General features: G+C 51.9%; 17 protein-coding genes. 6 read left to right on the forward strand and 11 right to left on the reverse strand.

Annotated features, from left to right (window positions below):
• The 3 genes from QLH52_RS16975 to QLH52_RS16985 form a co-directional block, all read left to right on the forward strand.
• The coding region (locus QLH52_RS16975) for a hypothetical protein (protein ID WP_319962337.1) at nt 1-367 on the forward strand (367 nt) is incomplete at its 5' end.
• A complete protein-coding gene (locus QLH52_RS16980) occupies nt 364-1245 on the forward strand; it encodes a LysR substrate-binding domain-containing protein (protein ID WP_319962338.1) in 882 nt (293 codons plus the stop codon). The genes QLH52_RS16975 and QLH52_RS16980, both read left to right, overlap by 4 nt.
• Nucleotides 1246-1673: 428 nt before the next feature.
• Complete coding sequence (locus QLH52_RS16985; RefSeq protein ID WP_319962339.1) at nt 1674-2342, forward strand: laminin B domain-containing protein; 669 nt, start codon at nt 1674-1676, stop codon at nt 2340-2342.
• A 455-nt stretch (nt 2343-2797) separates the two neighbouring features.
• On the opposite strand, the gene QLH52_RS16990 is transcribed toward QLH52_RS16985, so the two are convergent.
• The 4 genes from QLH52_RS16990 to QLH52_RS17005 all read right to left on the reverse strand — a co-directional run bounded on the left by QLH52_RS16990 (nt 2798) and on the right by QLH52_RS17005 (nt 5054).
• Complete coding sequence (locus QLH52_RS16990) at nt 2798-3301, reverse strand: type II toxin-antitoxin system VapC family toxin (RefSeq protein WP_319962340.1); 504 nt, start codon at nt 3299-3301, stop codon at nt 2798-2800.
• A complete protein-coding gene (locus tag QLH52_RS16995) occupies nt 3298-4071 on the reverse strand; it encodes a hypothetical protein (protein WP_319962341.1) in 774 nt (257 codons plus the stop codon). Before QLH52_RS16995 ends, QLH52_RS16990 begins: the two co-directional genes overlap by 4 nt.
• A gap of 385 nt (nt 4072-4456) precedes the next feature.
• A complete protein-coding gene (locus tag QLH52_RS17000) occupies nt 4457-4765 on the reverse strand; it encodes a helix-turn-helix domain-containing protein (RefSeq protein WP_026603142.1) in 309 nt (102 codons plus the stop codon).
• Entirely contained in the window at nt 4755-5054 is a 300-nt protein-coding gene (locus QLH52_RS17005; protein ID WP_319962342.1) for a BrnT family toxin, read from the reverse strand. Before QLH52_RS17005 ends, QLH52_RS17000 begins: the two co-directional genes overlap by 11 nt.
• Nucleotides 5055-5309: 255 nt before the next feature.
• On the opposite strand from QLH52_RS17005, the gene QLH52_RS17010 reads away from it, so the two are divergent.
• Both QLH52_RS17010 and QLH52_RS17015 read left to right on the forward strand, forming a co-directional pair.
• Complete coding sequence (locus QLH52_RS17010) at nt 5310-5588, forward strand: BrnT family toxin (RefSeq protein WP_319962343.1); 279 nt, start codon at nt 5310-5312, stop codon at nt 5586-5588.
• Complete coding sequence (locus QLH52_RS17015; protein WP_319962344.1) at nt 5563-5859, forward strand: BrnA antitoxin family protein; 297 nt, start codon at nt 5563-5565, stop codon at nt 5857-5859. Before QLH52_RS17010 ends, QLH52_RS17015 begins: the two co-directional genes overlap by 26 nt.
• A 50-nt stretch (nt 5860-5909) precedes the next feature.
• On the opposite strand, the gene hisD is transcribed toward QLH52_RS17015, so the two are convergent.
• The 7 genes from hisD to QLH52_RS17050 are packed head-to-tail and all read right to left on the reverse strand — an operon-like array spanning nt 5910 to nt 11553.
• Nucleotides 5910-7211, reverse strand: a complete 1302-nt coding sequence (gene hisD / locus QLH52_RS17020; protein WP_319962345.1) for a histidinol dehydrogenase — start codon at nt 7209-7211, stop codon at nt 5910-5912.
• Nucleotides 7212-7213: 2 nt separating this feature from the next.
• A complete protein-coding gene (gene hisG / locus QLH52_RS17025) occupies nt 7214-7843 on the reverse strand; it encodes an ATP phosphoribosyltransferase (protein ID WP_205451478.1) in 630 nt (209 codons plus the stop codon).
• Nucleotides 7844-7858: 15 nt separating this feature from the next.
• Complete coding sequence (gene murA / locus QLH52_RS17030) at nt 7859-9124, reverse strand: UDP-N-acetylglucosamine 1-carboxyvinyltransferase (protein WP_205451477.1); 1266 nt, start codon at nt 9122-9124, stop codon at nt 7859-7861.
• Nucleotides 9125-9157: 33 nt separating this feature from the next.
• Entirely contained in the window at nt 9158-9469 is a 312-nt protein-coding gene (locus tag QLH52_RS17035) for an STAS domain-containing protein (RefSeq protein ID WP_033157731.1), read from the reverse strand.
• A complete protein-coding gene (gene mlaD / locus QLH52_RS17040; RefSeq protein WP_033157732.1) occupies nt 9469-9933 on the reverse strand; it encodes an outer membrane lipid asymmetry maintenance protein MlaD in 465 nt (154 codons plus the stop codon). The genes QLH52_RS17035 and mlaD overlap by 1 nt, the downstream gene beginning before the upstream one ends.
• 1 nt (nt 9934) lies before the next feature.
• Nucleotides 9935-10717 carry a lipid asymmetry maintenance ABC transporter permease subunit MlaE gene (gene mlaE / locus QLH52_RS17045; protein WP_205451476.1) on the reverse strand — a complete coding sequence of 261 codons (783 nt, stop codon included), beginning with the start codon at nt 10715-10717 and terminating at the stop codon, nt 9935-9937.
• 17 nt (nt 10718-10734) lie between these two features.
• Nucleotides 10735-11553, reverse strand: a complete 819-nt coding sequence (locus QLH52_RS17050) for an ABC transporter ATP-binding protein (protein ID WP_205451475.1) — start codon at nt 11551-11553, stop codon at nt 10735-10737.
• A gap of 144 nt (nt 11554-11697) precedes the next feature.
• Here QLH52_RS17050 and QLH52_RS17055 point away from each other — a divergent pair, with 144 nt between their 5' ends.
• Nucleotides 11698-12672, forward strand: coding sequence for a KpsF/GutQ family sugar-phosphate isomerase (locus QLH52_RS17055; RefSeq protein ID WP_171697417.1), 975 nt, complete (start codon nt 11698-11700; stop codon nt 12670-12672).
• The last annotated feature ends 4 nt before the right edge of the window (nt 12673-12676 follow it).

Here is a 12676-nt window from a genome sequence, read left to right on the forward strand (position 1 = left end):
TGCGCTGCAGATTTCATTGAAAACATGCGGATCGTTTTCGACGAACATCTACCGCGCTGGAACTATCGGGCTATTCCTCAAACCAACTAATTTCAGGAAGTTATTTTTGGCGGAATCCTTAGCGCGGCTTTTAACGGGTTGCCAACAGGCTTATCCACAGATTTTGTGGGAAAGTTACAGCGGTTGTGGAAATGTGACTATCCGCTTTGGGCAGTATATGCTGCTTGTGCGGGTAACCAAGGACTGCTTAGACTTTATTTTAAGTCGCGGCTTTGGCGGCCGAGGCGCGTTTCTGCGCGATGATCGACTTATAATCGATTGTTATCATTTAAACGATAGCTATTGGCTATTTACGGGGTGGCTATGAATCTGCGGGATTTACATTATTTGATCGCCGTTGCCGACTTGCGCAGCTTTGTGCAGGCTGCCGACCGTTGTTGCATCAGCCAGCCGACCTTGAGTACCCAGATTAAAAAGTTGGAAGACGAATTGGGTATCCAGATTTTCGAGCGCACCAATAAAAAGGTGTTGCCTACCGAGCTAGGCGAGCAGATCGTGGCGTCGGCAAGGCGCATCTTGAAGGAGCAAGACAATATCAAGGAACTGGCTGCGACGGCCCAAGACCCGTTGGCCGGCAATTTGCGCTTCGGTGCTTTTCCCACCCTGGCGACCTATTTGTTTCCGCCATTGGTACCGCTAATCAAGAAAGATTTACCACGCATCCGCCTGATTTTAGTCGAGGAAAAAACCGAGCAATTGTTACAGCAACTTCGCAGCGGGCAGATGGATTGTGCTTTGCTGGCTCTGCCGATTTACGAGGATTTCCTGGAAAGCCAGGCCTTGTTCGACGATGAGTTTTTGCTGGCCGTGGCGGACGGTCATCCGTTGGCGGCCAAGCCGCAAGTCGAGTCAGACGATCTAAACGGCGAACATTTGCTGTTGCTTGACGAAGGCCATTGCCTGCGTGGGCATGCCTTGCAAATCTGCCAAACAATCGGCGCCGACGAAGAACAGGATCTTCGCGCCACCAGCCTGGAAACCTTGCGGCAAATGGTTCGCGCCGGTACCGGCATCACCTTCATGCCACGTATCGCGGTGCGTGACGAACCGGGGCTACGTTATCTGCCATTCGCTGAGCCGGCGCCGAGCCGGAGCATAGGTATGGTTTGGCGCAAGACCAGTGCCAGAGGGGAGCTGATTCGGCGCTTGAGCGGCTTGGTGCAGGATGCTGCTAAGGACATTTAGGTATACACCGCTGGCGTGGCAACTATTTTATTGGCAGTTCGTGATCTGACGGCCAAATGACATTTTCCACGAAAACCTTTGATGTTCTTTTGCTCTGTATGGCAGCCTGTCGGCTGTGGGCGCTCGCTAGAAGTTAATTTGTATTTAGCCGACAAAATGGCGGGCCTTGTCTCGTATGTCCGTTTAAAAGCTGAGATAAGTACTTACTGCGGGATACTGGAGTAATCCCCGCCGGGAAATTACAAATCGTCTAATATTTGCAAGGTCCTTAAGCCTTATTGCGCCTGATAACAGCCTGATGCTTGGACTATTTGAAGGCGGAGATACGAGGCTCGACAAAAATTGCGACTATTTCCACCAATGCCTTGAGCCTTGTGGCGAAGCAAACACGTTGCCCGTGCCGGGCTTTTACCTTGGGAGTACCCATCATGAACAAAAAACAGTTATTACCTGTTGCTATCGCATTGTTGACGTCGCAGCCGATTCTCGCCAGCGTGTCCAGTTCATTCGATGTCGACAGCGAGAACTGGCAAATCGTCAGTTTTGCCGATTTCAGCCAGAACAATTATTCGATCATCGGCCAATACCAACCCAGTCATGTATCAGGTGGTGGCAATCCCGGCAATTATCTGGCCGCCACCGACCCTGACAGCGGCGATTTTACCTTCTCCGCTCCCGCTGCGTTCCTGGGGGCGCAGACCGGTGCTACCGGATTGTCCTACGATCTCACGTATCGCGATGGTGCTGTCAATTGGCAAACCACCGACGTCATGTTAGTTGGCAACGGCCAACGCCTACTCTGGAAACGCGACCCGAATATCGTGCCGGATAGTAGCTGGACTCATATCAGTCTGACTTTTGCGCCCTCCTCGGAATGGCGGTTGGGCAGCACAGGCGGGGTGTTCGCCAGTCAAAGTGATTTTCAAAATGTCCTATCCAATTTGAGTGGGTTGTACATTCACGGCGAATTTACCAACGGTATCATCGAAACCGCCGGCCTGGATAATGTGGTTTTGCAAACGGTGCCGTTGCCGGGGGCGTTTTGGTTATTTGGCGTGGGGGTTGCGGGGTTTTGGTCTTTTAGTCGCAGGGGATAATGCGCTGGGTCGTGGTGTGGTTGTGTCGCTGGTGCGCCGACTGGTTTTGAAGTCGGGTCTCGGCTCGACAGCCGAGTAACTTTCGCTACGAAAACCATCCTTGGTTTTCGCCCTTCGGGCCAGCCTATCGGCTGTTCAAATTCGTTTCAGACGAATTTGTGCTTGGCCAAAGAAAAGGCACCAAAAGAAACGCCATCCGGATGCCGCTTTGGTCTTGCGCTCCGAAGCTTTTGGCGGGGGTTGGCGAAAGGGGGCTTCCTGCCCCTTTCGCCAACGTGCGGCATCCCTGCCGCACCCCTTCGGGCTATTCCCACCAAAAGCTCCGGTGCTCGGCACGGAATGCGAGAAAAAATGTGTGAGGAAGTTTTTACAGTCAGTTTAATGCGTCGCATACTTGAAGAGCAGCCTACGGGGCATTTTGTTTGTTCTTATTGTCAATTTAAAAATTACGCTTTTTAGTCTTCTTCGTCTGTAACGCTAAATATAGATTTCTGACCATCTATTCGAAGCAATGACGGGTCAAAACCGTCGGCTAATTTAATTGCTCTAACATTAAAGTTTCTAGCCTTTTGCAATCGTTCACAGTATTTAAAAAGTGTTGATCCATCTTCTGTCAAGATAAATTGGATGTTTTCATGAGAGGCTTGAGCCATTATCTTTACATCTTCTCGCACCACTGCCCTATTATCACCAGCGTCCTTGGGACCAAGTAGGTTGGATAGTCTCGCAGATTCGATTGAGTGTGTGATATTGAATGGAAGAATCCGAAAGTTTTTCAGTGGCAGGTCGGTAATTGGCTGTTTTATGGCAAACTCTGAAGCGACGATTGCCGATAAATATATTGCTGATCTTTGTTCAACTAGAAATTTATAGTATTGGCCGGCGGTTTTATGATTCGGGCGATTTCGGTCAACCAGAGAAATTAGAAAACCTGTGTCGAGTAGAACAGATATTGTCATGCAGGATTTCCACGCAACTCTTCAATCCACGCTGACGAACTCTGAACATCCGCCCAGGCGCGAGTTCCTTTCTCGATCATAATGTTGAATTCATCATCGTCATAACTGGGAAGATGATTGTCGAATGCGAGTAGCTTTAGCCCTCTCAACTCACCAGTCAGTAGATTTTCTTCAGCGGTAACATGAAGTAATGCTAGGCGATAGAGCCTATTTTGATTATCTTTTGCTAATAAGCTTTGTGTTGATGCAACGGTTAATATTTCTCCGTTTTCAAGCTCCAAATGAACGTTTGCCTTAGTCTTTCCGCCAATATCAACAATGGTTCCGTGCAAATATTTTTCCACATGAACCCACGCGCCTTCTGGTCTGAAATAATTTGACGTTGAATCAATTGCAAAAATCATTTGAGATGATGCGTCTTTAATCGAATAGTGCCTGTTGGGGTTTTTTTGAGCTAAAGCTTGCCATTTTTCTACAATCCTGGCTCGTTTAGCATCAATAAAGCTAAGTGCGTCTCTATGCTGTAAGTGTTCGATGTCATTCCACAATGTGCCTACAGCAAGCAGTCCAGAAGCTACTAAAGCCAGCGAGCCTTGCTCTATAGACACTATTGTTTTAGAAATGTCGACGTCACGATTTGAGCCTTTTAGAAAATCGCCAACGTCCTTTTGAAATTCAGCCAACAAGGACAAGGTCACGTGTGCTGGCGTAACCTCATCATCTCCGATGCGGTCACTAATGGCAAATCGTAACTGATCTGATGGGCTCACGGTTATTACCTTTCAATCTGAGAACGGTTCATGGATTCTTGGTGGTTGAGTTCAAAAAACTCAGCCGTAGCAGATACTACAAGCTTAGATTATTAAATCTAAAAACGTTCGCTTTCGGCAATCTATATTTTTGCGTACTCACTTGCAGCGCCTTGCTTATGGATGAGCTGACCGATCAATATGTGTGTCTTTGTTGCGCGTTCCGCAGCTAAGAACTACATTTTGGAACTTTACCTCTGTATATAGTTTTCCGTTCAAATTCGGGGTGGTTATGTTCCTGTTATTCCTCCCCGAGCATCCCAGCTTTTGGCCTAGAAAAAGTATGTATCGCGATTGCAGGCCTGAAACCGACATATAAAAATCCATCGCGAAAACGACACAAAAATTAGTCTAGCGCCGCCAAAGCCGCTTCCGGTGCCCTGTCCAATACTTTCAGCAACGCCTTGGCCGCTCCGGTGGGTGAGCGTTTGCCTTGTTCCCAGTTACGAATCGTCTCAAGCGATACGTCAATCCGTTTGGAGAATTCGGCTTGGCTCAAACCCAGGCGGTTACGGACTCGACGGGCGAAGCGGGCAGAATCCAGCATCGCATTGGTTTCGTCCTGGGCAATTTGTTGGGCTATATCGGCTTCCGTGGTGGTATCGATACGAGCAGGATCGACGCGGCCAACTTCTGAATCCGGTTCAATTGTCATGCGTACTATTTTCATAGAATTTGATCTCTCGTTGATTGGCTTTGCGGGCCGAGATAATCCGAAGGGACTCTGGGCGTGGGGTGTAGACCACGACAAATAGGCGCTGGTGAATCATTCCCATCAGTTGATACCTGTCTTCGCCGTAAACGCGGCGGTTATCGGCTCGAACCAGTCGATTGGGGTCAAAAAACGCCTTGGCCGCATAGGCAAAATCGAATCCACGTTCCCGAAAACAGGTTTCGCTTTTGGTGTCGTCCCATTCAAAGTGCATGGGATCAGTGTAGTTCATTGGCCTAGTGAGAGCAAGGTCGATGTGCTTTAGGTAGAAACTCTAAAATTGGCTTGCTGGTTTATGATTTTGCGAAGGGTTTGTCCTGTTATTTCGCACTGAGCATCGAAGCTTTTGGCCCCGCAAAAGAGAGTATTTCGGCCGTCGGGCCCAGCCCCGACTTCTAAAGAACCCCGTTGCGATAGCGATACAAAATTACTTTTCGTATAAACAAAAACTTGCTCTAACCAGTTTTTGTTTATACATTAATGCCTCATGATCATCGAGTTCGATCCTGTAAAAAACGCCAGAAACATCATCGAATGTGGCTTGAGCTTCGAGCGAGTGGCAGATTTTGACTGGTCTAGCGCCATTGCAACGGAAGATGTTCGTAAAGATTATCCAGAGCGACGTTTTGTTGCGATTGGTTATCTTGATGGGCGACTGCATGTCCTATGTTTTACTCCCGTGACCGGTGGAATCCGCGTCATTAGTTTCCGAAAAGCAAATTTAAGAGAGGCCCGCAAATATGGCAGAACCATTACCGTTAACTGATGCAGGCGGCGAAGTCCGAAATCTGACCGAAACCGATTTTAAACAAATGCGCCCCGCCGGCGAGGTGTTTGCCGAGTTATTTGGGACGGAGCAGGCGGTTGAAATGCTTAGGCCTAAAGGTGGCCGGCCACGTAAGGATTCACCGAAAGTATTTACCGGGATTAGGTTGGATGCAGAGGTGCTGGAGGCGTTTCGTGCTACCGGCAAAGGCTGGCAGACTAGGATGAACGATGCCTTGAAAGAATGGCTGAAGGATCATTCGCCAGCATAATTTGCAGGCCGGAAATACTTTCGCTTATCCGGCCTCCGCGAGTTTGTTGATTAAATCCTAAATTCCGCCGACCGAGCATGCGCAGTAAGACTCTCGCCCCGCGCCAACACTGAAGCAATCTTGCCCAAGTTCTGCGCGCCAACCGCTGAGCAATTGATCAAACTGCTGCGCTTTTGGAAATCGTAAACCCCTAAAGGCGATGAGTAGCGGGCCGTGCTGGAGGTGGGCAGGACATGGTTCGGTCCGGCGCAATAATCGCCCAGCGCTTCGGCGGTGAAGCGGCCCATGAAGATGGCGCCGGCATTATGAATTTGCTCGCACAAGGCTTCCGGTTCCGCTACGGACAACTCTAGATGCTCCGGGGCGATGCGGTTGGCGACTTGCGCGGCTTCGGACAAATTAGCGACTTTGATGAACGCGCCGCGACCGGTCAAGGATGCGCGGATGATGTCGGCGCGTTCCATGTCTGGGAGCAATTTGTTGATGCTGGCTTCCACTTGCTGCAGAAACGCGGGATCATCGCTGATTAAAATGGCCTGGGCGTTTTCGTCGTGTTCGGCTTGCGAGAACATATCCATCGCGATCCAGTCCGGGTTGGTCTGGCCGTCGCAGATGATCAAAATTTCGGAAGGTCCGGCAATCATGTCGATACCGACTTGGCCGAATACCAGTTTCTTTGCGGTGGCGACATAGATGTTGCCGGGGCCGACGATTTTATCCACCGCCGGAATCGATTCGGTACCGTAAGCCAGAGCTGCAACCGCTTGGGCGCCGCCGATGGTGAATACGCGGTCTAAGCCGGCCACGTGCGCCGCCGCCAATACCAGGGCATTGGTTTCGCCGCGCGGGGTGGGGACGACCATGATCAATTCGCCGACGCCGGCGACTTTCGCCGGAATCGCGTTCATCAAGACCGAAGACGGATAAGCGGCTTTGCCGCCCGGCACGTAGAGGCCGGCTTTATCCAATGCGGTGACTTTTTGGCCCAGTACGGTGCCGTCTAGCTCGGTGTATTGCCAGGATTGCAGCTTCTGATGCTCGGCATAAGCACGGACGCGGTCGGCGGCGGTTTGCAAAGCAATGGCTTGGGTGCTGGGTAAAGTATCCCAGGCCTGTTGTAATGCAGCTCGGTCCAGTTCCAGTTCGGAGGTGGCTTTAAACGCGGTGCCGTCGAAGCGGTTGGTGTATTCCAGCAAGGCTTTGTCGCCGCGCTTTTTTACGTCGGCGATGATGTCCAATACCCGTTTGTGTATCTCTAAATCATCGCTGGCATCCCAGGCTAAACGGGCTTGCAATTGTTTGTCAAAGTCGATTGCCGCGCTATCTAGGCAGAGCATTTTGATCGCAGTCATGATTACGCCCTCTGGGCCAACGTGGTTTCGAACTGGTCGATGAGCGCTTGAATGGCTTGATGTTTCATTTTCATCGCTGCTTTATTCACCACTAGTCGAGAGGTGATGTTGGCGATTAGTTCCCGTGGCTCCAGGCCGTTGGCTTTTAGGGTGTTGCCGGTATCGACCAAATCGACGATGCAATCGGCCAATCCGACCAGCGGCGCTAACTCCATCGAACCGTAGAGCTTGATGATTTCGGCTTGTATCCCCAGGTTGGCGTAATAACGCTGTGCGGTTTTGACGTATTTGGTGGCGACCCGCAAGCGGCCTTTCACTTCCGGGGCATTAACCGGGCCGGCGGTCATCAAGCGGCAACCGGCAATGCCTAAATCCAAAGGTTCGTAAAGGCTCTCCGCGCCGTGTTCCATCAACACGTCCTTGCCGGCGATGCCCAAGTCCGCTGCGCCGTATTCCACAAAGGTGGGAACGTCGGTGGCGCGGATGATCACCAACTGCACGTCGGGGCGGGTGGTTTGCAGAATCAGCTTCCGGCTCTTGTCCGGATCGTCGATCGGCGTGATGCCGGCCTGTTCCAGAAACGGCAGGGCTTCTTCGTAAATACGGCCTTTGGATACGGCAATGGTCAACATGGTTTTGCTAGTAATTTAGTTAGGAACGCGGCGAATGGTAGCGCCCAGTTGTGACAATTTTTCTTCGATATGGTCGTAGCCACGGTCGATATGGTAAATCCGATCCACCAGGGTTTCGCCCTCTGCGACCAGAGCGGCTAAGACTAGGCTGGCAGAAGCCCGCAGATCGGTAGCCATGACCGGCGCTGCTTTCAATTGTCCGCTGCCTGTACAAATGGCGGTATTAGATTCCAATTTGATTTGTGCGCCCATGCGTTGCAGCTCCTGCACGTGCATGAAACGGTTTTCAAATACAGTTTCGGTGATCAGGCCTACGCCTTCGGCGACCGAATTTAGCGCGGTAAATTGCGCCTGCATGTCGGTCGGGAAAGCTGGATAGGGCGCGGTGCGCACGGTGACGGCTTTTGGACGCTTGCCGTGCATATTCAATTCAATCCAATTCTCGCCGCAGGTGATGTCGGCGCCAGCTTCTTTTAATTTGACCAATACCGCGTCTAGGGTATTGGGGTCGGTGTTTTTCAGTTTGACGTGGCCGCGGCTAATTGCGCCTGCCACCAGATACGTGCCGGTTTCGATGCGGTCGGGGAGGATGTCGTAATGCAAACCTTCGACGCCCAGTCTTTCCACGCCTTCCACTGTTAAAATATCGGTGCCGACGCCGGTGATTTTGGCGCCCATTTTATTTAGAAAATGCGCCAAATCGGTGACTTCCGGTTCTTTCGCGGCGTTTTCGATGATGGTCACGCCTTCGGCCAGTGTGGCGGCCATTAGAATGTTTTCGGTGCCGGTCACGGTGACTTTATCCAGCACCAGATGGCAGCCTTGCAAGCGTTTGACCTTGGCGTGGATATAGCCGGCTTCGACGGTAATGTCGGCGCCCATTTTCAGCAGCGAGTCGATGTGAATATCTACAGGCCGTGTGCCGATGGCGCAGCCGCCGGGCAACGAGACATACGCTTCGCCGAAACGCGCCAGCAAGGGGCCCAATACCAGAATCGAGGCGCGCATGGTTTTCACCAGCTCATAAGGCGCTTCGTATTTGTGAATGGTGCTGGTATCGACTTCGATGTTCATTTTTTCGTCGACGGTCAGTCCCACGCCCATTTGTCCCAACAATTCCATGGTAGTAGTAATGTCGTGCAAATGCGGAATGTTGCCGACGCTGACCGGCACATCGGACAACAAGGTGGCGGCAAGAATAGGCAGGGCGGCGTTTTTGGCACCGGAGATTCTCAGTTCGCCGTGTAGCGGTTGGCCGCCGGTAATCAGTAATTTATCCATGGATTTTTATTGGTTTGTAAATTGGAATGCAGCTTAATGCGTGTGGGTTGCAAAATATTCGGTTTCGTCCAAGCCGCTGAGTTTGGCCAATGCCAGCAGCTGAGCCGGAATGTTCTTGAAGGACAGCTTGACCCGGCCCATCCGGCTGAGCCTGATCCATTCGATCATCAAGGCCAGGCCGGCGCTATCGGTGGTCTGGACTTTAGCTAGATCGATGCACATGCTGTCCATGCCTTTCAGAAACTTGAAGGATTGCAAGGTTTGTTTGTCGATGCTGGCAAAAGTCAGGCTGCCTTCCACGGTAAAGTGGCCGGGCGACTGTTCGGTTAATGTCAGCTTGGACATTATTTGCCTTCCGCTTTGTTCAGCATGAATTTGCCTATCATTTCTTCCAGCACGATGGCGGAGCTGGTGATGTCGATGGTGCTTTTATCCTTTAAATATTCGTCCGACGAGCCTGGGTCCAGGCTGACGTACTGCTCACCCAGCAGGCCTGCGGTATAAATGCTCACGCCGGAATCGCTGGGTAGATTGTTGTATTGCGATTCGATGCGCATTTCCACGACCGATTCGTGGCTGTCCTTGTCCAGCCTGATTGCGGATACCCGGCCGATGCGCACGCCGGCAACCGACACCGGGGATTTGACTTTTAGACCGCCGCTGTTTTGAAAATGGGCGATGACCGTGTAGCTGTCGTCGCTGCTGTAGCTGCCGAGATTGCTGACTTGCAGCGCCATGTAAAACAAGGCGGCGATGCCGCTGGCGACAAAAAAACCGACCAGAGTATCCTGGGTTTTGGAATGCTGCATGTTAAATGTCTCCAAACATGAGTGCGGTTAAAATGAAATCGAGGGCCAGTACCGAGAAGGCCGAATTGACCACAGTGCGGGTGGTGGCGCGGCTGACGCCTTCTGAAGTGGGGATGGCATCGTAGCCTTCGAACAAGGCAATCCAGGACACTACGAAGCCGAACACCACGCTTTTCAGCACGCCGTTGATGATGTCTTCTTGAAAATCGATACTGGCCTGCATTTGCGCCCAAAACGCGCCGTCATCTACGCCGAGCATACCCACGCCGACCAGATGGCCGCCCATGATGCCAATGGCGCTAAACAAGGCGGCAAGTAAGGGCATGGACAGAAAGCCTGCCAAAAAACGCGGGGAAATGATGCGTTTGATCGGGTCTACGGCCATCATTTCCATGCCTGACAGTTGTTCGGTGGCCTTCATCAAGCCGATTTCGGCGGTCAATGCCGAGCCTGCCCGGCCGGCAAACAATAGTGCCGACACTACAGGGCCTAATTCGCGTACCAATGAGGCAGCCACCATCACGCCCAGCGATTCCTCTGCGCCGAAGTCGGACAGAATATTAAAACCTTGTAAACCTAAAACCATGCCGACGAACAGGCCGGAGATGGTGATAATCAAAAATGACAAAACCCCTACCGAATACACCTGTTTGATCAGCAGGTTGGGGCGTGGCAGCACGTCGCTAATGCCGGTCAGCGTGTGGCTCAGAAAAAACGAAGCGCGGCCGAGCTTGGCAAAGCTGCTGCGCGTGGCTTTTCCCAGATTTTGCAGGAATTGAAACATGGTTGAATACAAGGTGGTTATTTGCTCGCCAGCAGATCGTCTAGGTAATCAGGCGCCGAATAGTGAAAGTGTACAGGGCCGTCGGCATCACCGTGCATAAACTGTTGCACCCACTCCGAATCGGATTGTTGTAATTCTTGCGGGGTGCCTTGGCCGATGATTTTGCCTCCCGACAAGACATAGATGTAATCGGCGATGGCGGCGGTTTCTTGTACGTCGTGCGAGACGATGATACTGGTCAGGCCCAGAGTGGTGTTTAGCGCCTTGATCAAGTGTACCAGCGCGCCCTTGGAAATGGGGTCTTGGCCGGTAAACGGTTCGTCGTACATGATCATTAGCGGATCCAGAGCGATGGCACGTGCTAAAGCTACCCGCCTGGCCATGCCGCCGGACAACTCGTTGGGCATTAAATGGCGGGCACCGCGCAAACCGACGGCGTGCAGTTTCATCAATACCAAGGTGCGAATCATCGATTCCGGCAAGTGGGTATGTTCGCGCATCGGAAACGCCACATTGTCATAGACGCTCATATCCGTGAGCAGCGCGCCGCTTTGAAACAACATGCCCATGCGTTTGCGCAATTCGTAGAGTTCCCGAGGTTTCAGGCGGTGAACATTTTGCCCGTCCACGTGGATTTGGCCGCGATCCGGGGTTAACTGGCCGCCGATCAATTTCAACAGCGTGGTTTTGCCGGTGCCGCTGGGGCCCATGATGGCCGTGACTTTGCCGCGCTGAATCTCCAGGCTGACAGCGTCGAAAATTTTCCTGGGGCCTCTGGAAAAGCTCAAGTTGCTAATCGAAACGATATTGTCTTCAGGACTTGCGCTATTGGCCATTTACCGGAATCAAAAGAGTTTTTGGATTGGGAACAGGCTATTTTCTATGACTGGCCGAGAATAAGTCAATGACTTGGGGTGAAAAGTCGGTTAATAACATGCAATAATGGTTCCTTTTTGTTTGGGTGCGTGGAGTTAATTTCCGTGGGTTGTGATCAAGACATACAGGCGTTGGCGTTGGCGGTGATTCAGACCGAAATGCAGGCGGTTGCCGGCTTGGCTGCACGCATCGATGAGCAATTTGTCAGTGCCTGCCGGTTGCTGCTGGCTTGTAAAGGCCGGGTGGTGGTTACCGGTATGGGCAAATCCGGGCATATAGCGGGTAAAATTGCCGCCACGCTGGCCAGCACCGGCACCCCGGCTTTTTTTGTGCATCCAGGCGAAGCGAGTCACGGCGATTTGGGGATGATTACCCGGCAGGACGTGGTGCTGGCCTTGTCCAATTCCGGCGAAACCGAAGAAATCCTGACGATATTGCCTATTATTAAGCGACTCGGCGTGCCGCTGATTGCGTTGACGGGTAATCCCGAATCGGCCTTGGCTCGGTTTGCCAGCGTACACATCAATGTGGCTGTCGAGCATGAGGCTTGTCCGTTGGGTTTGGCGCCGACTGCCAGCACCACGGCGGCATTGGTCATGGGCGATGCGTTAGCCGTGTCACTATTGGAAACCAAGGGTTTTACCCGCGACGATTTTGCTTTATCGCATCCAGGCGGTAGCTTGGGTAAGCGCTTGTTGTTGCAGGTTAACGACATCATGCACCGCGGCAGTGAAGTGCCGGTGGTGACGGATAGTGTTTTAGTGAGCGATGCCTTGCTGGAAATGACCGGCAAGAAGCTGGGCATGACCGCAGTGGTCGATGGCGAAGGCCGGGTCGCCGGGATATTTACCGACGGTGATTTGCGGCGCATGTTGGAAAAAAATCTGGATGTGCATGCGACACGCATCGCCGAAGTCATGACGGGTCCTTGTAAAGTGATCGATGTGAATATGTTGGCGGCGGAAGCCATGCAAATCATGGAAAGTAAAAAAATCAATGCCCTGCTGGTCGTCGACAGCCAACAAAAATTGTTGGGCGCCTTGAATATGCACGACTTGCTGCGGGCCGGCATAGTCTGAGAGT

Source organism: Methylomonas defluvii (genome assembly GCF_033949435.1).
Taxonomy (GTDB): Bacteria; Pseudomonadota; Gammaproteobacteria; order Methylococcales; family Methylomonadaceae; genus Methylomonas; species Methylomonas defluvii.

Excerpts from the sequence above, each read along its gene's own strand:
- QLH52_RS16980 (WP_319962338.1), top strand. The coding sequence starts at position 364 with ATGAATCTGCGGGATTTACATTATTTGATCGCCGTTGCCGACTTGCGC.
- QLH52_RS16985 (WP_319962339.1), top strand. The coding sequence starts at position 1,674 with ATGAACAAAAAACAGTTATTACCTGTTGCTATCGCATTGTTGACGTCG.
- QLH52_RS16990 (WP_319962340.1), bottom strand. The coding sequence starts at position 3,301 with ATGACAATATCTGTTCTACTCGACACAGGTTTTCTAATTTCTCTGGTT.
- QLH52_RS17000 (WP_026603142.1), bottom strand. The coding sequence starts at position 4,765 with ATGACAATTGAACCGGATTCAGAAGTTGGCCGCGTCGATCCTGCTCGT.
- QLH52_RS17005 (WP_319962342.1), bottom strand. The coding sequence starts at position 5,054 with ATGAACTACACTGATCCCATGCACTTTGAATGGGACGACACCAAAAGC.
- QLH52_RS17010 (WP_319962343.1), top strand. The coding sequence starts at position 5,310 with ATGATCATCGAGTTCGATCCTGTAAAAAACGCCAGAAACATCATCGAA.
- QLH52_RS17015 (WP_319962344.1), top strand. The coding sequence starts at position 5,563 with ATGGCAGAACCATTACCGTTAACTGATGCAGGCGGCGAAGTCCGAAAT.
- hisD (WP_319962345.1), bottom strand. The coding sequence starts at position 7,211 with ATGACTGCGATCAAAATGCTCTGCCTAGATAGCGCGGCAATCGACTTT.
- hisG (WP_205451478.1), bottom strand. The coding sequence starts at position 7,843 with ATGTTGACCATTGCCGTATCCAAAGGCCGTATTTACGAAGAAGCCCTG.
- murA (WP_205451477.1), bottom strand. The coding sequence starts at position 9,124 with ATGGATAAATTACTGATTACCGGCGGCCAACCGCTACACGGCGAACTG.
- QLH52_RS17035 (WP_033157731.1), bottom strand. The coding sequence starts at position 9,469 with ATGTCCAAGCTGACATTAACCGAACAGTCGCCCGGCCACTTTACCGTG.
- mlaD (WP_033157732.1), bottom strand. The coding sequence starts at position 9,933 with ATGCAGCATTCCAAAACCCAGGATACTCTGGTCGGTTTTTTTGTCGCC.
- mlaE (WP_205451476.1), bottom strand. The coding sequence starts at position 10,717 with ATGTTTCAATTCCTGCAAAATCTGGGAAAAGCCACGCGCAGCAGCTTT.
- QLH52_RS17050 (WP_205451475.1), bottom strand. The coding sequence starts at position 11,553 with ATGGCCAATAGCGCAAGTCCTGAAGACAATATCGTTTCGATTAGCAAC.